At 71.5% G+C, this 17,789-nt stretch carries 15 protein-coding genes; 8 read left to right on the forward strand and 7 right to left on the reverse strand.

Annotation, left to right across the window (positions count from 1 at the left end):
* The first annotated feature begins 77 nt into the window (after positions 1-77).
* Complete coding sequence (locus ACZ7CH_RS23140) at positions 78-800, forward strand: nucleoside-diphosphate kinase (protein WP_360396393.1); 723 nt, start codon at positions 78-80, stop codon at positions 798-800.
* Here the strand turns inward: ACZ7CH_RS23140 and ACZ7CH_RS23145 are convergent.
* A complete protein-coding gene (locus ACZ7CH_RS23145) occupies positions 747-1,721 on the reverse strand; it encodes a hypothetical protein (RefSeq protein WP_470374809.1) in 975 nt (324 codons plus the stop codon). The genes ACZ7CH_RS23140 and ACZ7CH_RS23145 overlap by 54 nt on opposite strands.
* The gene (locus ACZ7CH_RS23150; protein WP_458431348.1) at positions 1,718-2,659 is read right to left on the reverse strand and encodes a GNAT family N-acetyltransferase; all 942 of its coding nucleotides are present in this window, start codon (positions 2,657-2,659) and stop codon (positions 1,718-1,720) included. The genes ACZ7CH_RS23145 and ACZ7CH_RS23150 overlap by 4 nt, the downstream gene beginning before the upstream one ends.
* Before the next feature lie 131 nt (positions 2,660-2,790).
* Between ACZ7CH_RS23150 and ACZ7CH_RS23155 the strand changes: the two genes are divergently transcribed.
* The 4 genes from ACZ7CH_RS23155 to ACZ7CH_RS23170 are packed head-to-tail and all read left to right on the forward strand — an operon-like array spanning position 2,791 to position 8,513.
* The gene (locus ACZ7CH_RS23155) at positions 2,791-3,990 is read left to right on the forward strand and encodes a tRNA lysidine(34) synthetase (RefSeq protein ID WP_360396398.1); all 1,200 of its coding nucleotides are present in this window, start codon (positions 2,791-2,793) and stop codon (positions 3,988-3,990) included.
* Positions 3,983-5,680, forward strand: a complete 1,698-nt coding sequence (locus ACZ7CH_RS23160) for an aminotransferase class I/II-fold pyridoxal phosphate-dependent enzyme (protein ID WP_470374810.1) — start codon at positions 3,983-3,985, stop codon at positions 5,678-5,680. The genes ACZ7CH_RS23155 and ACZ7CH_RS23160 overlap by 8 nt, the downstream gene beginning before the upstream one ends.
* Positions 5,677-7,329: a DUF4910 domain-containing protein gene (locus ACZ7CH_RS23165; RefSeq protein ID WP_458431351.1), complete on the forward strand. Its 1,653-nt coding sequence runs from the start codon at positions 5,677-5,679 to the stop codon at positions 7,327-7,329. The genes ACZ7CH_RS23160 and ACZ7CH_RS23165 overlap by 4 nt, the downstream gene beginning before the upstream one ends.
* The gene (locus tag ACZ7CH_RS23170) at positions 7,329-8,513 is read left to right on the forward strand and encodes an MFS transporter (RefSeq protein WP_470371203.1); all 1,185 of its coding nucleotides are present in this window, start codon (positions 7,329-7,331) and stop codon (positions 8,511-8,513) included. The genes ACZ7CH_RS23165 and ACZ7CH_RS23170 overlap by 1 nt, the downstream gene beginning before the upstream one ends.
* Here the strand turns inward: ACZ7CH_RS23170 and ACZ7CH_RS23175 are convergent.
* On the reverse strand, positions 8,492-9,469 hold the full coding sequence (locus ACZ7CH_RS23175; RefSeq protein ID WP_458431353.1) for a hypothetical protein: 978 nt from the start codon (positions 9,467-9,469) through the stop codon (positions 8,492-8,494). The two genes, ACZ7CH_RS23170 and ACZ7CH_RS23175, sit on opposite strands and share 22 nt — an antisense overlap.
* 115 nt (positions 9,470-9,584) lie before the next feature.
* Between ACZ7CH_RS23175 and ACZ7CH_RS23180 the strand changes: the two genes are divergently transcribed.
* The gene (locus tag ACZ7CH_RS23180; protein ID WP_360396406.1) at positions 9,585-10,469 is read left to right on the forward strand and encodes a Ppx/GppA phosphatase family protein; all 885 of its coding nucleotides are present in this window, start codon (positions 9,585-9,587) and stop codon (positions 10,467-10,469) included.
* A 7-nt stretch (positions 10,470-10,476) separates the two neighbouring features.
* Here the strand turns inward: ACZ7CH_RS23180 and ACZ7CH_RS23185 are convergent, their stop codons facing one another.
* The 3 genes from ACZ7CH_RS23185 to ACZ7CH_RS23195 form a co-directional block, all read right to left on the reverse strand.
* Positions 10,477-10,830 carry an STAS domain-containing protein gene (locus tag ACZ7CH_RS23185; protein WP_470374811.1) on the reverse strand — a complete coding sequence of 118 codons (354 nt, stop codon included), beginning with the start codon at positions 10,828-10,830 and terminating at the stop codon, positions 10,477-10,479.
* A gap of 79 nt (positions 10,831-10,909) precedes the next feature.
* A complete protein-coding gene (locus ACZ7CH_RS23190) occupies positions 10,910-11,074 on the reverse strand; it encodes a DUF6480 family protein (protein ID WP_470374812.1) in 165 nt (54 codons plus the stop codon).
* Positions 11,075-11,142: 68 nt separating this feature from the next.
* Entirely contained in the window at positions 11,143-11,538 is a 396-nt protein-coding gene (locus tag ACZ7CH_RS23195) for an ATP-binding protein (RefSeq protein ID WP_360396411.1), read from the reverse strand.
* A gap of 95 nt (positions 11,539-11,633) precedes the next feature.
* On the opposite strand from ACZ7CH_RS23195, the gene ACZ7CH_RS23200 reads away from it, so the two are divergent.
* A complete protein-coding gene (locus tag ACZ7CH_RS23200; RefSeq protein WP_470374813.1) occupies positions 11,634-12,002 on the forward strand; it encodes an STAS domain-containing protein in 369 nt (122 codons plus the stop codon).
* An 86-nt stretch (positions 12,003-12,088) separates the two neighbouring features.
* Here the strand turns inward: ACZ7CH_RS23200 and ACZ7CH_RS23205 are convergent, their stop codons facing one another.
* Positions 12,089-16,237 carry a hybrid sensor histidine kinase/response regulator gene (locus ACZ7CH_RS23205; protein ID WP_360396415.1) on the reverse strand — a complete coding sequence of 1,383 codons (4,149 nt, stop codon included), beginning with the start codon at positions 16,235-16,237 and terminating at the stop codon, positions 12,089-12,091.
* A gap of 137 nt (positions 16,238-16,374) precedes the next feature.
* Between ACZ7CH_RS23205 and ACZ7CH_RS23210 the strand changes: the two genes are divergently transcribed.
* A complete protein-coding gene (locus ACZ7CH_RS23210) occupies positions 16,375-17,760 on the forward strand; it encodes a PP2C family protein-serine/threonine phosphatase (RefSeq protein WP_360396417.1) in 1,386 nt (461 codons plus the stop codon).
* The last annotated feature ends 29 nt before the right edge of the window (positions 17,761-17,789 follow it).

Here is a 17,789-nt window from a genome sequence, read left to right on the forward strand (position 1 = left end):
CAGATGGCGAAGAAGCACGGTCACAAGCAGGCGGTCAAGCCGAAGATCAAGAAGCGGCGCTAGGAGGTCGGGACGCTGTGGTGTTCGTGCTGCTGGGACCCGACGCGGTGGCGCGGCAGCTCGGCGTCCCGATCCTGGACCGGCTCGAAGGGGCCGGTTTCACCCCGCTGCGCTGGCACCTGATCGGCCGGCGACCGTCCGGTTTGGACGCCTTCCACGCCGAGAACATCGACAAGCACTGGAAGGGCTACCTCTACCGGCTCGTCGACCGGCTGTTCGCCCACGGCCCGTTCCTGGCGCTGGAGGTCAGCGGGTCGCACGAGGAGCTGCGGGCCCTCAAGGGCTCCAGCGACCCCGCCCAGGCCGCCCCCGGCACGATCCGCGGCGACCTCGGGACGATCAACGTGGTGCTCGCGCTCATGCACAGCTCGGACACGCCCGCGGACTCCGCACGCGAGAGCGCGGCGTTCCTGCCCGGCGGTTTCGCCGGCACGGGCGACCCGCGGCCGGTGCTCAAGACGCTGGCCCGCGGCGGGGTCGCGGAGACGCGCGGGTTCGACGAGGTGCTCGTCGGGCTGCACTCGCGGATCGAGGCCGCGCTGTGGCACGAGCCGCCGGGCCACCCGGTGGAAGCGGTGCTGGAGCACGACTTCCTGACACCGGAGCTCGACGTGGAGCACGCGGCGGCGCTGGCGGCGACCGTCGGCGTGCGGATCGACCCGTGGGAACGGCTGGTGCTCGCCACCTCACAGCACTTCGCGCCGCGTCGTGGCGGCACTGCGGCGGAGCACCTGCGCTAGCTCCGGGTCGCGGGTGCGGACCCAGCCGTTGAGCGGCGTTCCCGTGCACCCCCTGCCGCGCTTGGCCGCCCACGCACCCTGGCCGTAGCCGATGGTCCGCACGCCCTCCGCGTACGCGTGCTCCGCGGCCGCGTAGAAAGCGGTGCCGAAGTAGGCCAGCCGCGAGCGGTCGTCGGTGTAGTCGAACCCGACCGAGGTGCAGGTCCAGTCGCCCTCGTGGCGGGCGAACATCGCGTAGCCGACGGCGTTGCCGCTGTCCGGCCGGGCCACGAGCGTGGTCGTGTCCATCGCCGCGAGGTCGGCGAGCTTGCGGCGTTCGGCGGCGAAGTCCGCGCTGCCGCGGTACTTCCGCGCGAGCTGGCACTTCAGCGCGGCGAGCTCGTCGAGGTCGGGCTCCTCGCGGCGGACGTCCGCGGCGGACCGCATCTCGCGGCGGATCTCCTTGCGGCGCTTGCGGGGGAACGCGGCGAGGTAGTCGGCGACGCCCGTGCCCGGCAGGTGCAGGTCCCACGTCATCGACAGCGGCACGCACGTGAAACCGCGCTCGCGCAGCACCGGTTCCAGCGGACCGGGCCGGGTGTAGAGGAACGCCGTCGTCGGGACGTCGTGCGCGAGCGCCGCGTCGACCAAGCCGTGCAACGCCTCCGGGTCGGTGGCGCGCGGACCGACGGGCAGGCACTCGTAACCGGGCACCATCACGGTCAGCACCGGCACCCACGGCGGCGAGTCGATGGGCTCGCGGGTGATCGGCAGCGCGGGCGCCGGTCCGGCCAGCGCGTACCCGAGGTCGAAGAACTCGGTGGGCAGCGGCTCGTGCTGGACGAACGCGTGCGCCTCGACCCCGTCGGCGCGCAGCGGAACCGGCGGGGGCAGCCGGCCGCCCATCACGGCGAGCCACGTGGGAGTGGTGAGGATGCTCATGCGCGCAGCAGCACGCCGTCGAGGTGGCGCGGGCCCAACCCGTGCCGCTGCTTGAAGACGGCGTTGCTGCGCCCGCCTTCCAGCACCGGTTTGCCCAGGGCGAGCGCGAGCCGCACCGACTCGGCGAACAGCACCCCGTACGGGCTGTGGTTGCCGTCTACCGAGTAGTCGACACCGCACGTCCAGGTGTGGAACCGCGTCGCGTCGGTGAGGCAGACACCGGCCGCGACGAGCCGGCCGCGCTGGCGCACCTCGATCACGTGCGCGCGCTCGCCCAGCGCCAGCACGAACTTCGCGAACGTGCCCTCGGGGTAGAAACCGCCGTTCTCGAACCGGGCCGCTGTCCGGCCGCACAACGGCGTGATCTCGTCGAGCGACGCCGACGCCACCGGCAGCACCTCCGTCGTGACACCGGCCTCGCGCGCCCTGCGCTCGTTGCGCCGCAGGTTCGCCCGTGCCCGTTCACCCAGCCGGGACAGGTAGTGCTCGTAGTCGGTGACACCGGTCAGGTCGGCCGCCCACCGGTCGACCAGGTGCCGCGCGGGCAGGCCGTTCGCCCGCAGCTCCTGGCCGAACTCGCTGCCGCGCCGCACGTTCACGAACCCGCACCACTGCGCGCGGAACAGCGACGCGGTGCGCAGCATGGCGTTGATGACCGTCGGCACCACGTCGATGCCGATCGTGGACGGCACGTGCGCGTCGTAGCAGTGCCAGGTGTGGCTGAGCAGCGCGGGCTGGTCGCGGGCCTCCGGGTAGGCGGTGTACAGGCAGCCCAGCGGGTCCGCCGCCGTCTGGAGGTACATCGGGTTCACCGCGACCGCCTGCTCGCCGCGCCGCACCACCAGGTAGGCGAAGGCGTCGATGGCCGTCAGCGGTGCCTGCTCGTAGGCGTCGAGGTACGCGTGCTCGTAGAACACCGGCGCTCCGGCCGCGTGCACCACCGCATCCCAATCGGCAGCATCGAATTCCCTTATGGAGCGGGAAAACTCGACGCGCATCGACGTTGACGCAGGTGGTTTCGGCACGCCCATACTCTACGACCTGTGCCAGGGCGAACGAGGAGATCGAGATGGCATCGGTGTACTTCCTGACGAAGCTGGGCACGACCGAGGAGCTCGCTGCCTCCCCCGGCCAGCCGCTGCCGGACGTGTTGCGCCGGCACGGGATTCCGGTCAACGCGGTGCTCACGTCGGTCAACGGCGAGATCGTCGCCGAGGACACCGTCGTGATCGGCGCGGACGACGTGGTGCAGGTGCGGCAGGTCCGCTTCTACGACCTGGACGTGGCGCGCCGCCCCAAGACCGTCGTCTACGGCACGCCGAACCCGGTCTACACCAAGAAGGTCATGTTCGACACCAACGGTTCGCTGGAACACCGGTGCGAGCAGCTGGACGCCGACTCGTTCGTGCAGTACGTCGAGGAGGCGTTCGTCCAGAGCTACGTGCTGAACGCCGGTGAACGCGTCGTCATCGGCCTGTCCGGCGGACGGGACAGCGTGGCGTACCTGACGCTGCTGGAGCGGACCCGCGACCGGCTGCCCGCGGTCGACATGACCGCGGTGACGATCACCGGCCTGCCGGACTGGGAGGAACCGGCGACGTTCGCCGCGGCCCGCGAGTCCGGCGCACGGCTCGGCATCGACCAGGTGATCGTGACCGCCGAGGACGTCGAGCGGGTGTTCCGGCTGCGCAAACCGTTCGTGGAGGCCATGAACGAGGTCGTCGCCGGCGACGGCGCGCACCTGACGATGGTGATCGGCCACCAGGTGCTGCGGCGGATGCTGGAGGAGGACGCCCGTGCCCGCGGCGCCTCGACGGTGGCGTTCGGCTTCAACGCCGACGACCTCGTGGCCTCCATGGTCACCTGGTACACGACCGGTTTCCGGATGGGCGGCATCCCGGCGCGCGAGATCGGCGGCCTGCGGTACGTGTTCCCGTTGTACCGCATCACGAAGAAGGAGCTGACGCTGTACCTGGAGCTGGTCGCGCCCGAGCTGAACCGGCAGGGCACACCGGGCCGCTTCACCACGGGACCGGACGAGCGGTCGATGTCGTACGCGGTGACGGACCACCTGTTCGACCTGTGGCCGGGCGTGGACTACTACCTGTTCTCGGCGTTCGAGAACATGCAGCGGTACATGTTCCCGATGGTGGAGGCCAAGTGCCGCTACTGCGGCGGCGTCTACCTGCTGCAGGAGGGCATGCAGAACGCCTCCGACGTGTGCGACGTCTGCGACTTCTTCGCGCGCCGGGAACTCAACTTTGCGTGAGCACCCGTTCTTCACGCGGGACTACTGGGTCTTCGCCGCCGCCGAGTACTCGCCGGCCCGCACCGCCGCCGAGGTCGCCTACCTCACGTCGGTGCTGCCGGCCGGTGGGCGGGTCCTCGACCTCGGCTGCGGGGTGGGTCGGCACGCCCACGGGCTGGCGCGCGCCGGGTTCGACGTGGTCGGGGTCGACGTGTCGGAGTGGGCGGTCGACCAGGCCCGGCGCGGGCCGGGGGTCTTCGTGGCGGCCGACCTGACGGGGGCCTGGCCGGACTTCGCGGGCCTGGGTTCCGCTGGGCCGAACTCCGCTGGGCCGGGTTCCGACGGACCAAGTGCACCCCCTGGGGGCCCGCCACGCGGGATCGATCCAGGGTTCGACGCCGTCGTGTGCGTGCAGGCGTTCGGGTGGGGCGGTGACGCGGACCAGGTGCGGTTGCTGCGGCGGGTGCGGTCGGTGCTGAGGCCCGGCGGGGTGCTGGTGCTCGACCACTCCAACGCCACGGCGATCCTGCGCGGCTACCGGGACCACGCGGTGGCGGAGGTCGACGGCCACACGTTCACGTTCCACCGCCGCTTCGACCCGCTCACCGGGCGCAGCGGGGGAGAGGTGCGCGTCGAACGGCCCGACGGGTCGTCGTGCGTGCTGCACGACGACGTGCGGCTGTACCACCCGCCGGAGGTCGCCTCGCTGCTCGACCGGGCCGGGTTCGTCGTCGAGCACGTGGACGCGGACTTCACCAGGGGTGCCCCGGTCACCGCGGACACGCGGTACGTCCAGTTCGTCGCCACCGCTCGGGTGTCGGCGCTGGAGGGGCACCGCGGGGCGGCGGAGGGGGTCGACCTGCGGTGGGCACCGGACGAGGTGGAGTTCGTCCAACCCGCCATCGACCGGGCGTGGGCGGCGCTGGGCGGTGTGGCGGAACGGGCGCGCCGCTACGACGTGGCCGACCCGTACGGTGCGAAGGCGGCACCGGTGCTGCAGCGGTACTTCGGGATGTTCCTGGAACCGGAGCAGGTCACCTGCGGTGCGGGTGCGACGGGGTTGCTGCGGTCGCTGGCCGCGCTGGCGGTCGACGGCTTCACCTGCGCCGGGCACCCCGAGTTCGCGCTCGCCGCTGCTGCGATCGGGGCGCCGGAGGGCTCCGCCGTGGTCGTGGTGGACCGGCCCGGCGTCTCCGGTGAGGTCATGGGGCTCGACGAGATCGGTGAGATCGAGGCCGACGTCCTCATCGTCGACGAGACGTGTGCCGCGTACCTGGAACCGCACGACAGCGCGGTGCGGTTGCTGCCGCACCGCCGCGGGCTCGTCGTCATCAGGAGCATGTCGAAGGGCTACTGCTGCGGCGGGCTGCGGGTCGGGTTCGCGCTGGCGTCCAGGGACATCGCGTCCAGGGTGCGGGAGGTCGCCGCACCGCTGGCCGTGTCGGCGCTGTCGCTGGACCTGGCGCTCGCCCTGCTGGAACAGGGGGACGTGCTGCGGCCGCTGCGGGACCGGATCAGGGCGGTGAAGCCGTCGTTCGTGGACCTCCTGCCCGACGTGGCACCCGGCGACCCGCGGGTGCCGTGGGTGCGCGTGCCGTTGTCGGCCGAGGTCTGGCTCAAGGAACGCGGTCTGCAGGGCAAGGTGCTGCCGGACGGCATCAGGCTGTCGGTGCCGTTGTCGCAGCAGCGGCGCGAGGCGGTGTTCGGGTGAGGTTGCAGGAGCTGGTGGACGCGCTGCACCGCGGCTTCGACGCCGAGGCGGCGATGGCCGACGTGAAGGCGCTGTGCGAGTTCGACCGGTACCAGGTGTCGGCCGGGCTGCAGGCGGCGGCGGAGTACGTGGCGGACCGGGTGCCGCTGCGCGACGTCGAGGTGCGCCAGCACCGGCCGGAGAGCCGGTGGTGGACCTTCCGCGGGCCGCCGGCGTGGACCCCGGTGTCGGCGACCCTGGAGGTCGGCGGCACCGCGCTCGTGTCGTACCCGGACCAGCCGTACGCGCTCGGGGCGTTCTCGGCCGCCTGCGCGGGCCGCACGGTGCCGGTGAGCGCGGAGACCCGGCCGGGGGCGCTGGTGCTGGCACCGGAGCTCTCACCGCACGAGCTGGCCCGCCGCGGGGTCTTCGGCTTCGTCACGCGCGCCGGGCGGGTCGAGCTGCCCCCGCACAGCCCGCTGGTCGCGTTCTGCGTCGACGAGGAGCAGCTCGCCGTGCTGCGGCAGGCAGGGCACGCGCGGGTCTCGGTCGAGCTGGGCGAGCCGGTGCAGATGCCGGTGGTGTCCGGGCTCCTCCCGGGAACGGGACCGGAGCTGCTGCTCACCGCCCACCTGTGCCACCCGCGGCCCAGCGCCAACGACAACGCCTCCGGTGTGGCGGCGTTGATGGCGGTCGCGTCGCTGCTGCGCGAGACGGCCGGTGCGCCGGTGCGGTTCGTGTGGGGACCGGAGTTCGTGGGCACGGCCGCCTACCTGCAGGACGCGCCGGTGCCGGCGGTCGCGGTCAACGTCGACATGGCCGGGGAGGACCAGGCGCTGTGCGGCGGGCCGCTGGTGATCGAACGGTCACCGGACGAGAAACCCTCGTACGTCACGGCGCTGGCCGAACGGGTGGCCGCGCTGATGCCGGGAACGCGGTCCTACAGCGGGGCCGTGCCGTGCGACGTGTGGTCGTGGCGGTCGGTGCCGCACGTCGGTGCCTCGGACCACGCGCTGGTGCCGTGCCCGAACGTCGGCCTCAACCACTGGCCGGACCGGTTCAACCACACCGCGTCCGACACGTTCGACAAGGTGTCGGCCGACGAGCTGCGCCGGACCACCGCGCTCGCGGCCGCGGTGATCGGTGCCATTCGGGTTGATGATGGCTCGCTCAAGGCCGACGTCGCGGACGCGACCTCCGCGTGGGCGGCGGCCTACGTGGCGGGCGGGCTGGCCGGTGCGGCACCGCGGCGGCAGCTGGAGTGGGACGAACCCGTCTACGACCCGTGGGCGACGACGGCGGCCGCACGCCGGCTCGCGCACCGCAGGGCCGTGGCCCAGGCGACCGTGGCGTCGCTGCGGCAGCCGCCGACCTCCGGCGAGCCGCGCAGCGGTGGCGTGGTGGCGTTCTGGGACGGGCCGTTCAACCTCCGCGCGCTGGCGGAGGACTGTTCTCAGCAGGACCGTGCCTGGCTGGACGCGCGCATCGCCGAGGACCGCGGCGGTGCCTACGCGCGGATGTCGGCGCTGGCGCGGGGGATCGACGGGCGGCGGTCGCGGTACTCGGTGGGGTGGTGGGCGGCGCTGGCCTCGGAGCTGACGGTTCCGGTCGCGTTCGCGCAGCGGTTCCTCGACGTGCTGTGTGCCGCGGGATGGGCGGGGGAGTCGTGATGTGGCGCAAGGTGCTGAGGGACCGGCGGCTGCGGGTGCTGTTCGTCGGGCAGGTGCTGAACATGTTCGGCAACACCGCCCTCGTGATCGCGCTGGGCATCTGGGTGCTGGAGCTGACCGGGTCCAGCGGCGCGGCCGGGGTGATCTTCTTCCTGATCGCCGTGCCGACGCTGTGCGCGCCGTTCATCGGGCTGCTGGTGGACCGGTTCCCGCGCAGGACGGTGCTGATCTGGGCGGACCTCGGCGCCTGCGTGCTGGTGGGTCTGCTGGTGTTCTGGCCGTCGGTGTGGCTCATCTACGTGGTCACCCTCGGGTACGGGGTGTCGGCCCAGGTCTACCGGGCGGCCCGCGGCGGGCTCGTGCACTCGATGGTCACCGAGGACGAGCTCGGCGACGTCAACTCGGTGTTCGGCGCGCTGAACCAGGGGCTGCGGATCGTGGGACCGCTGGCCGGTGCGGCGGTGTTCGCGGCGTTCGGCGGGTCGGCGGTGGCCGCCCTGGACGCCGTGACGTACCTGGCGTCGATCGTGTCGCTGCTGCTGTTGCGCGGTGTTCCCGACCTGACCAGGACACCGGAGCGGGAACCGATCGTGCCCGCCCTGCTCGCCGGGGTGCGGCACATCTGGGGCACCCCGGCGTTGCGGCAGATGGTGATCGCGGGCGCGGTGGCGTTCACCGGCGCCGGGATGCTCAACGTCGCGGTGTTCGACCTCGTGACCGCGGGCCTCGGCCGGCCACCGGAGTTCCTCGGGGTGCTCGGGTCCGTGCAGGGCGCGGGGGCGGTGCTCGGCGCGGTGGCGGTCGGCCGGTTGATGCGGCGGCGCGGGGAGTTCGTGACCGCGGCGACCGGGTTCCTGCTGAACGGCCTGGGGCTGGGGCTCGCGGCCACCACGACCCTGACCGGCGTGTGCGCGGGCGCGGTGCTGATCGGGCTGGGACTGCCGATGATCCTCGTCGCCGCGATGACCCTGGTGCAGCGCAGGACCCCGAACGAGGTGCAGGGACGGGCCATCGCGGCGTCCGAGGCGATGGTGGACCTGCCGTACACGGTGGCGATCGGCGTCGCCACCGTGGTCATCAGCGCGGTCGGGTACTTCGCGATCTACGTCGTGCAGGCGGCGGTGTTCGTCGTCGTCGGGCTCGTGGTGCTGCGCATCCGCGATCAGGTGCGCCAGACGGCGTAGGGCACCTCGACCTCGTCGCGGCTCACACCGCCGTGCTCGAAGCGCGCGGACGGGTCGGGCACCGGGAACGCCGGCGACGCCGCCACGGCCACCACCGGGCCCGCCTCCGGCTGCGGCAGGCCGAGGTCGGACGCGTGGTGCACGGTCGCCGCGTCCCCCAGGGTCGTTGCCACGCGGTCGAAAACGGCCTCCAGCCGGTCCGGCCTCGGGTACAGCCAGCGCATCCGGCCCGCCCCGCCGGACGGGATCGCGCACTCCTCGCGGACGATCGCGTCCCACGCCTCGACGAGATCGGGGTCGGCCGCGACCGGGACCTGGCCGTGGTCCGAATGCGCGACGACGGTCCAACCCGCTGCGGCCCAACGGGAAGCGTGTGCGTCCAGACGCAGCATCGCCTCGTGCACCGACTCGTCGTACCCGTTGCGGTGCACGTGGTCGTCGATGTTGACGTAGGTCCACAGGAAGCCGTGGTCGGCCGAGACCTTGTCCAGGTCCGCCACGACGTTCGCGACGAGCAGCGGCGGGTCCTCCGCCTGCGCGGTGAGCTTGTGCTGTGCGGGCGCGGGTATCCGGGTGCACCCCCGCAGCAGCGCCCGCGCCCAGGTGCCGGTCAGCAGGTCGATCTCCCGCGCCAGGACCGCGGCGCCGTGGCGTTCCAGCACGGTCGGCAGCGACGGGATCGACGGTGCGCCGGTGATGGCGTGCACCAGGCCGGAACCGTTGCGGTACACCGTTCCCGGAACGCGGTGGACGTCGGCGGGGGCACCGGTCAGCGCCGTCAGCCAGGCCGTCGCCGACGTCGACGGCAGCGTGGAGGTGAGCGTGGTGATCTCGGCTTCGAGCCACGTCTGTTCGGCCACGTCCGATGAGAGCCCGTCCACGGCGAGGACGATGACGCCCCTGTTCGCGCTGCGCACCGCGTCGTCGAGCCGGGAAGGCACCTCTGCCAATGACATCGCAGCACTGTAACGCACGTCATCGGGTGACTTTTGCGCGGTTGGGCGCTAAAAGTTCGGGTATTCGAGCCGGATGCGGTAAAGAGGTCCTTTACGGGTGAGGGAAGGTGGGCGGATGGCGGTCGGGGTTCTGGACGTCGGGTGCTTCAGCGCACACCTGGTGGTCGTGGAACGTGACCTGACGCGTCCGCTGGTGTCCCACAAGGTCCGGCTGCGGCTCGACCGCGAGCTGAGCGCGGAGGGCGCCATCAGCCCGGCCGGGATCGACTCGCTGTGCGAGGCCGTGCAGGCCGCCCGCAAGGCCGCGGGGGACACGCCGTTCCTGCCGTTCGCCACCTCGTGCGTGCGCGACTCCGCGAACGCCGGCGAGGTGATGCGCAAGGTGTCGCGCCGCACCGGCGTGGAGCTGAAGGTGTTGTCGGGCAAGGAAGAAGCCCGGCTGTCGTACGCGGCCTCGCGGCACTGGTTCGGCTGGGGCGCCGGCCCGCTCGTCGTGCTCGACGTCGGCGGCGGCACGGTCGAGCTCGCCGCCGGTGACGGCGCCGAACCCGAGTTCGCGATCTCCTTGCCTTTGGGGGCAAGGACTTTGACCCGCTCCGGCCTCGCGGTGGAGGACATGCGGGAAGAGGTGCGCGAGCGCATCGAGGCGGTGTTCCCGCGCTACGACGGCGCTCGCGCGATCGGGTGTTCCAAGGTGTTCCAGCAGCTCGCCCGGCTCGCGGGCGACCGGCGGTCGGCGTCCTCCGCGACGCGGCAGCTGCGGGCCAAGGACCTGGAGAAGTGGATCCCCCGGCTGGCCAAGCTCTCCGTGCGGGAACGTGCCGCGCTGCCGGGGATCTCCCGGCACCGCGCGCGGCAGTCGCTCGCGGGGGCGGTGGTGGCCGAGGCGTTGATGCGCGCCACCGGACATGACGTCGTGGACATCTCGCCGTGGTCCACCAAGGAGGGTCTGCTGCTGGACCTGGTCGAACGGTCGCGCCGCGTCACACCGGCCGCCTGACCCGCCCTCAGCGGGTGTTGACCAGAGCGGTCACGGCGTTGTCGACGCTGCCGAAGATGAGCAGCAACTGGTCGACCGCGGTCACTTCGAGGGGCTGCAGCACAGCCCTGCTGTTGCTCACGACTCCGAACCGGATGCCGAACTCGTCGGCCGTGTTCTGGGTCTCCACGAGCGTGCGGATGCCTTCGGAGCCGAAGAAGCGGACCTCGCGCAGATCGATGACCAGCGCGGGCGGCCTGCGGTCGAGCAGAGCGGCGATCCTGCTGGTCACCGGCGCTGACGACATCATGTCTATCTCGCCGATGAGAGAGACGACCGGGATGGACTGGACATAGGTCGTTCGCTGTTGAAGTTGGTTCATAGGGGACTCCCGTCCGCACCGACCGTACGCGCCCTCCCACGACACCCACAACCCGGACGGGGTCCCCCCACCGCGCCGCTCAGGTGAGCAGGAAGGCCCTGACCAGCAGCATCGCGGCCACCAGCACCGCGAAGGCGATGATGACGATCACGGCGATCCGCCCGAGGTTGCGCGGCGGCGTCGCCTCCTGGTGGGACAGCCCCGAGGTCTGCCCGGCCTCCGGGGGTGTGTCACCCGGTTGCACCCCTCCGCCGGGTTCGAGTCCAGGTGTGCGTTCTGGGTCAGCGGTCATAGGGGCACAGGTACCCGTTTTCAGTCTTCCAACTCCGCCCAGACGACTTTGCCGCCACCATCGGGTGTCGTCCCCCAGCGCACGCTCAACGCCTGCACGAGCTGCATGCCGCGCCCGCGCGCACTGGTCGGGTCCACCGGACGCATCTGCGGCAGCCGCTCCGACAGGTCGTGCACCTCGACCAGCATCCCCGCCGCACGCCGCGTCACCGTCAGCGTGATCGGTCCCTTGCCGTGGTCGATGCCGTTCGACACCAGTTCCGTGACGATCAGCTGCGCGTCGTCGGACAGGTCCTCCGACAGTCCCCAGGAGGTCGCGGCCTCCCGTACGACCTGACGTGCGCGCGCACACGACCCGCCCTCGGCGGTCAGGGTCACCCGCACCTCTGCCAGTGGGTCGTTCAACACAGGGCGCATCGTCGCACATCCGGTGGGTCGTCCGGATCTTTCAGCCCCCCGGTGGTCGCACGGGTGGACGTCGTGCTGCACGATTTGGGTCGCACGAGTCGGGCGTGGCGGAAGGAACGGCGACGATGGAGCTCAACGTCGGCAGCGAGGTCCAGCGGGGGTGGCGGGTGCTCGCCGTCGCCGGTGAGCTGGACATCGACACCGTCCCCGTGCTGTCCGCGCGGATGGACGCGGACGTGACCGGGAAGCACGCGGTGCTCGACCTGGAGCTGCTGCAGTTCATGGACTCGACCGGGCTCGCGCTCGTGCTCGAATGGCACCGGCGGCTCGCCGAGTCCGGCGGTCAGCTGCGGATCGCCGCTGTTCAGGCGCCCGTGCTGCGGTTGTTCACGCTGGCCGACGTCGCCGGGGTGCTGAGCCTGCACGAGAGCGTGGACGCGGCGGTGCAGGAGTCCGTGGAGAGCGCCCTCTAGCGGCGTCCGCTCCAGCGCGGGTGGGCTGAACGCGAGCCCACCCGGGGTGCTGTCACGGGTGAGACCACCCCGGCCGGGCTCCGCGCTCACACCTCCCCGGACACCCCCAGGTAGTACGCGATCAACCGGATCAGGTGCTCGGTGTCCACCGGCTTCGTCACGTAGTCGGTGGCACCGGAGGCCAGCGACTTCTCCCGGTCGCCCTTCATCGCCTTCGCCGTGACAGCGATCACAGGCAGGTCCGCGTAGCGCTCCATCGCCCGGATGGCGGAAATCGTGGCGTTGCCGTCCAGCTCGGGCATCATGATGTCCATCAGGACGATCGCCACGTCGTCGTACTGCTCCAGCGCGCGCACGCCGGTGATGCCGTTGTCGGCGAAGATCGCTTCCAGGCCGTGCAGCTCCAGCACGGACGTCAGGGCGAAGACGTTGCGCAGGTCGTCGTCCACGACCAGGACCTTCTCGCCGTGGAAGCGCATCGAGTCGGACGGGGCCAGCGGCGCGGCCGGCGCCACGATCGGCGCGGGTTCGGGCAGGACGACCGCGTCCGACACGACCTTGCCCAGCGGCAGGCAGAGGGTGAACGTCGAGCCGATGCCCGGCTCCGAGCGCACGCGCAGGGCACCGTTGAGGAGCTGGGACAGCTCGCGGCTGATGGACAGGCCCAGGCCGGTGCCGCCGTACTTGCGGGACGTGGTGCCGTCGGCCTGCTGGAACGCCTCGAAGATGACGGCCAGCTTCTCCGCGGGGATGCCGATGCCCGTGTCGTGCACGTCGAACGCCACGGTCGAGGGGTCGTCCATGCGCACGTGCAGGCGGATGCCACCGTCGTGGGTGAACTTCACCGCGTTCGACAGGAGGTTCCGCAGGATCTGCTGGAGGCGGTGCTCGTCGGTGCGCAGGGTCTCCGGCACGTCCGGGTCGACGCGGACCGAGAACTCCAGGTGCTTCTCGGCGGTCAGCGGCAGGCAGAGCGTCTCGACGTAGCGGACCAGCTCGTCGAGGCGCACCCGGTCCTCGTGCAGCGTCATGTGGCCGGCCTCGACCTTGGTCAGGTCGAGGATGTCGTTGATGAGCTGCAGCAGGTCCGAGCCCGACGAGTGGATCGTGCGGGCGAACTCGACCTGCTTCGGGTTCAGGTTGCCGTCGAGGTTGTCGGCCAGCAGCTTGGCCAGGATCAGCAGCGAGTTCAGCGGCGTGCGCAGCTCGTGCGACATGTTCGCCATGAACTCGGACTTGTACTTCGAGGCCGTCTGGAGCTGGCGGGCGCGGTCCTCCAGCTCCTCGGAACCGGCGCGCAGCTCGGTGGTCAGGCGCTGCGACTCGACGAGCAGGGCGTCGGTGCGGGAGTTGGCGAGCATCGTGTTCACGTTGACGCCGATGTTCTCCTTCAGCTGGTCCAGCAGGTCCAGGTGGACGTCGGAGAACTCGTTCAGCGAGGCCAGCTCGATCACGCCCAGGGTCTCGCCCTGGAACAGCACCGGCAGGATGACCAGGTTCACCGGTGCCGACGAGCCCAGCGCGGAGGACACCGTCAGGTAGCCGGCGGGGACCTTGGTGACCAGGATCGTCTTCTTCTCGAACGCGGACTGGCCGACGAGCGACTCGCCCATCTCCACGCGGGTCGCGCGGGCGGCGTCGAGGCGGAAGCCGTAGGAGGCGGTCAGCTCCAGCGTCTGCTTGCTGTCGTCGTCCTCCTGGAGCTGGTAGAACGCGCCCTGGTGGGCGCTGACCAGCGGCGTCAGCTCGCTCATGATCAACGACGCCAGCGCGCGCAGGTCGCGGTGGCCCTGCATCAGGCCGGACAGCCTGGCCAGGTTCGTCTTCAGCCAGTACTGCTCGCGGTTCGCGCGGGTGGTCTCCTTCAGGTTCGCGATCATCTGGTTGACGTTGTCCTTGAGCTCGGCCAGCTCGCCGGACGCGTCCACGGTGATCTGCCTGGTCAGGTCGCCCGCGGTCACGGCGGTGGCGACGGCGGCGATCGCGCGGACCTGGGTCGTGAGGTTCGAGGCCAGCTGGTTCACGTTGTCGGTCAGCTTCGACCACGTGCCGGCCACGCCGTCGACCTCGGCCTGACCGCCCAGCTTGCCCTCGGTGCCGACCTCGCGGGCGACGCGGGTGACCTCGTCGGCGAACGACGACAGCTGGTCGACCATCGTGTTGATCGTGGTCTTCAGCTCCAGGATCTCGCCGCGCGCCGAGACGTCGATCTTCTTCGTCAGGTCGCCCTGCGCCACGGCGGTGGTGACCTGGGCGATGTTGCGGACCTGGTTGGTCAGGTTGTCCGCCATGAAGTTCACCGAGTCGGTGAGGTCCTTCCACGTGCCCGCCACGCCCGACACGCGCGCCTGACCGCCGAGGATGCCCTCGGTGCCGACCTCGCGGGCCACGCGAGTGACCTCGTCGCCGAACGCGCGCAGCGTGTCGACCATGCCGTTCAGCGTGTCGGCGAGGGTCGCGACCTCGCCCTTCGCCTCGACGGTGATCTTCTTCGACAGGTCGCCGTTCGCGACCGCGGTGGCGACGGCGGCGATGTTGCGGACCTGGTCGGTGAGGTTGTCCGCCATCAGGTTGACGTTCTCGGTCAGGTCCTTCCACGTGCCGGCGACGCCCTGCACGCGCGCCTGGCCGCCCAGGCGGCCGTCGGTGCCGACCTCGCGGGCGACGCGGGTGACCTCCTCGGCGAACGAGGACAGCTGGTCGACCATCGTGTTCAACGTCGACTTCAGCTCCAGGATCTCGCCGCGCGCGTCGACCGTGATCTTCTGCGACAGGTCGCCGTTCGCCACGGCCGTCGCGACGTGCGCGATGTTGCGGACCTGGTTGGTCAGGTTGTTCGCCATGAAGTTGACGTTGTCGGTCAGGTCGCGCCACGTGCCCGCCACGCCGGGCACCTGCGCCTGGCCGCCCAGGCGGCCGTCGGTGCCGACCTCGCGGGCGACGCGGGTGACCTCCTCGGCGAACGAGGAGAGCTGGCCGACCATCGTGTTGATCGTGGTCTTCAGTTCGAGGATCTCGCCGCGCGCGTCGATCGTGATCTTCTGCGTCAGGTCGCCGCGCGCGATGGCGGTGGTCACCGAGGCGATGTTGCGGACCTGCGTGGTCAGGTTGTTCGCCATGACGTTCACCGACTCGGTCAGGTCGCGCCAGGTGCCTGCGACGCCGGGGACCTGGGCCTGACCGCCCAGCCGGCCGTCCGAACCGACCTCGCGGGCCACGCGGGTGACCTCGTCGGCGAACGAGGACAGCTGGTCGACCATCGTGTTGATCGTCGACTTGAGCTCCAGGATCTCGCCGCGCGCGTCGACGGTGATCTTCTGGGTCAGGTCGCCCTGCGCCACGGCGGTGGTGACCTGGGCGATGTTGCGGACCTGGGTCGTCAGGTTCTCCGCCATGAGGTTCACGTTGTCGGTCAGGTCGCGCCAGGTGCCCGCCACGCCCGGCACCTTCGCCTGACCGCCGAGCTTGCCGTCCGTGCCGACCTCGCGGGCGACGCGGGTGACCTCGTCGGCGAACGAGGACAGCTGGTCGACCATCGTGTTCAGCGTGTTCTTCAGCTCCAGCATCTCGCCGGAGACGTCGACCGTGATCTTCTGGGTCAGGTCGCCGTTGGCCACCGCCGTCGCCACCTGGGCGATGTTGCGGACCTGCTTGGTCAGGTTGTTCGCCATCGAGTTCACGTTGTCGGTCAGGTCGCGCCACGTCCCGGCGACGCCGGGAACCCGCGCCTGACCGCCCAGGCGGCCGTCGGTGCCGACCTCGCGGGCGACGCGGGTGACCTCGTCGGCGAACGACGACAGCTGGTCGACCAGGCCGTTGACCGTCGAGCCGAGCGTGGCGAACTCACCGCGCAGCGTCTGGTCGGACATGCGCTTGGTCAGGTCGCCCTCGGCCACGGCGGCGAGCACGCGGCTCAGCTCCGTCGTCGGCCGCATCAGGTCCTCGACCAGGCCGTTCACCGAGTCGGCGATCAGCGACCAGCCACCGGCGGTGCCCGCGGGCGCCACCCGTTCGGTGAGCCTGCCCTCCTGGCCGACCGCCTGCCGGACCCGGCCCAGCTCGCCGGCCAGCCACTGGTTGCGCTCCGCGATCTCGTTGAACACGTCCGCGAGAGCCGACACGGGCCCGTTCCCCGGCACCACGAGCCTGCGGCGGAAGTTGCCGTCCCGCAGGTCTCTCATGGCGGAGAGCACCCGGTCGAGGGTCGCGTCCGTCTCTTCGTTGGCCGTGGTCACTCCAAGCCTCCGTGCCTCGGTGGTCGCAGCCAAGCCTGCCACGTTAGGTTGGGAGCGAGGTAACTTGATGCCGCGATGCACGCCAACGACCCGCAGGAGGCCGTGATGACCCGGCCGTCCGCGCAGGACCAGAGCGGATGAGCAGCACCGTGGGCATCGACCTGGACGGCTGGCAGCGCCTGGTGGACGGGCTGCGCGAGGCGGTCCTCGTCGTCGACCCCGCCGGTGCCGTGCGGGTGCGCAACGCCGCGGCCGCCGAGCGGTTCCCCCGGCTGTCCCCCGGCGAGCACCTCGACGTGCACGTCGCCGGCCGGCAGCTGGACCTCGGTGACGGCTGGAGTGCCTGGTACTTCACGGACTCCGCGCTCGACCACGCCCACCTGCGGCTCGCGGGCGGCACGTCGCGCGAGACGACGCTCAAGACCATCGTGCAGCTCGCGGCCGAGCTGCTGGGCGAGCACTGCGTGGCCGTCGTGCCCGCGACGCGCGACCGGCTGGAGTGGTGGCGGTGCGGCGGCGGCGAACCCACGGTCACCCGCACGCCGCGCCGGGCGACGGTGCTGGCGGAGGTCCTGACCGGCACCTCGACGCTGACGAGGATCACCTCCCTGGGTGACGGCAGCTGGGGCGTGCCGGAGGACTTCGGCACCGCACTGGCCGTGCCGCTGGGCGTCGGGGGAGCGCTGGTCGTCGTCCGACGGGGTGAATTCCCGCCGAACGACGTCGAGCGAGTGCGGTTGTTCGGCAAGCACGCGGCGGCGGCGCTGGAGTCGTCGTCGAAGCTGACCGAGCAGCGGCGGATGATCGAGGTGCTGCGCTCGGCGCTGCTGCCGCTGCCGCTGCCCGAGCTGCGCGGTGCCTCGCTCGCGTCGGTGTACCTGCCCGCCCACCAGCGGGCGGAGGTCGGCGGCGACTTCTACGACGTGCACCCGCGCACCGACGGCTCGGCGACGTTCGCGCTGGGCGACGTCTGCGGCCACGGGCTGGAGGCCGCGGTCCACAGCGGACGGGTGCGGCAGTCGCTGCAGGCGCTGTCGCTGGTCGAGACGAACCCGGTGCGGCTGCTGCACCTGCTGAACACCTCGCTGCGCGCCACCGGCTCCAAGCTCTTCACCACGATCGTCGTCGGCGAGCTGGTGCCGCTCGCGTCCGGGGGAGTGCGGCTGTCGCTCGCGTCCGGGGGCCACCCGTCGCCGCTGGTGCTGCGCGCGGACGGCACGGTGCAGGAGATCAGCGCCCCCGGTGCGATCGTCGGCATCCTGGCCGACGTCCGTTTCACCGGCGAGCAGGTGACCCTGGCACCCGGCGACACGCTGCTGCTCTACAGCGACGGGTTCACCGAGGCCCGCGCGCACACCGACCGCAACGAGCTGTTCGGCGAGCAGCGGCTCCGCGCGGTGCTCGAGGAGTGCAAGGGGCTGCCGGCGGAGGAGATCGCGCGGCACTGCCAGGAGGCGGTGCTGCGGTGGCTCGGCAGCGGCGACCACGACGACCTCGCCCTGCTCGCGGTCCAGGCCGTGTGAGCTCGCCCTGGTGACGAGCGTCCCCGATC

This window comes from Lentzea sp. NPDC037011, assembly GCF_055607425.1.

What these genes read in the sequence shown, in the direction of transcription:
- ACZ7CH_RS23145 (WP_470374809.1), bottom strand. Translation starts at nt 1,721, where the DNA reads ATGAGCATCCTCACCACTCCCACGTGGCTCGCCGTGATGGGCGGCCGG.
- ACZ7CH_RS23195 (WP_360396411.1), bottom strand. Translation starts at nt 11,538, where the DNA reads ATGCGCCCTGTGTTGAACGACCCACTGGCAGAGGTGCGGGTGACCCTG.
- ACZ7CH_RS23180 (WP_360396406.1), top strand. Translation starts at nt 9,585, where the DNA reads ATGGCGGTCGGGGTTCTGGACGTCGGGTGCTTCAGCGCACACCTGGTG.
- ACZ7CH_RS23175 (WP_458431353.1), bottom strand. Translation starts at nt 9,469, where the DNA reads ATGTCATTGGCAGAGGTGCCTTCCCGGCTCGACGACGCGGTGCGCAGC.
- ACZ7CH_RS23155 (WP_360396398.1), top strand. Translation starts at nt 2,791, where the DNA reads ATGGCATCGGTGTACTTCCTGACGAAGCTGGGCACGACCGAGGAGCTC.
- ACZ7CH_RS23185 (WP_470374811.1), bottom strand. Translation starts at nt 10,830, where the DNA reads ATGAACCAACTTCAACAGCGAACGACCTATGTCCAGTCCATCCCGGTC.
- ACZ7CH_RS23170 (WP_470371203.1), top strand. Translation starts at nt 7,329, where the DNA reads ATGTGGCGCAAGGTGCTGAGGGACCGGCGGCTGCGGGTGCTGTTCGTC.
- ACZ7CH_RS23210 (WP_360396417.1), top strand. Translation starts at nt 16,375, where the DNA reads ATGAGCAGCACCGTGGGCATCGACCTGGACGGCTGGCAGCGCCTGGTG.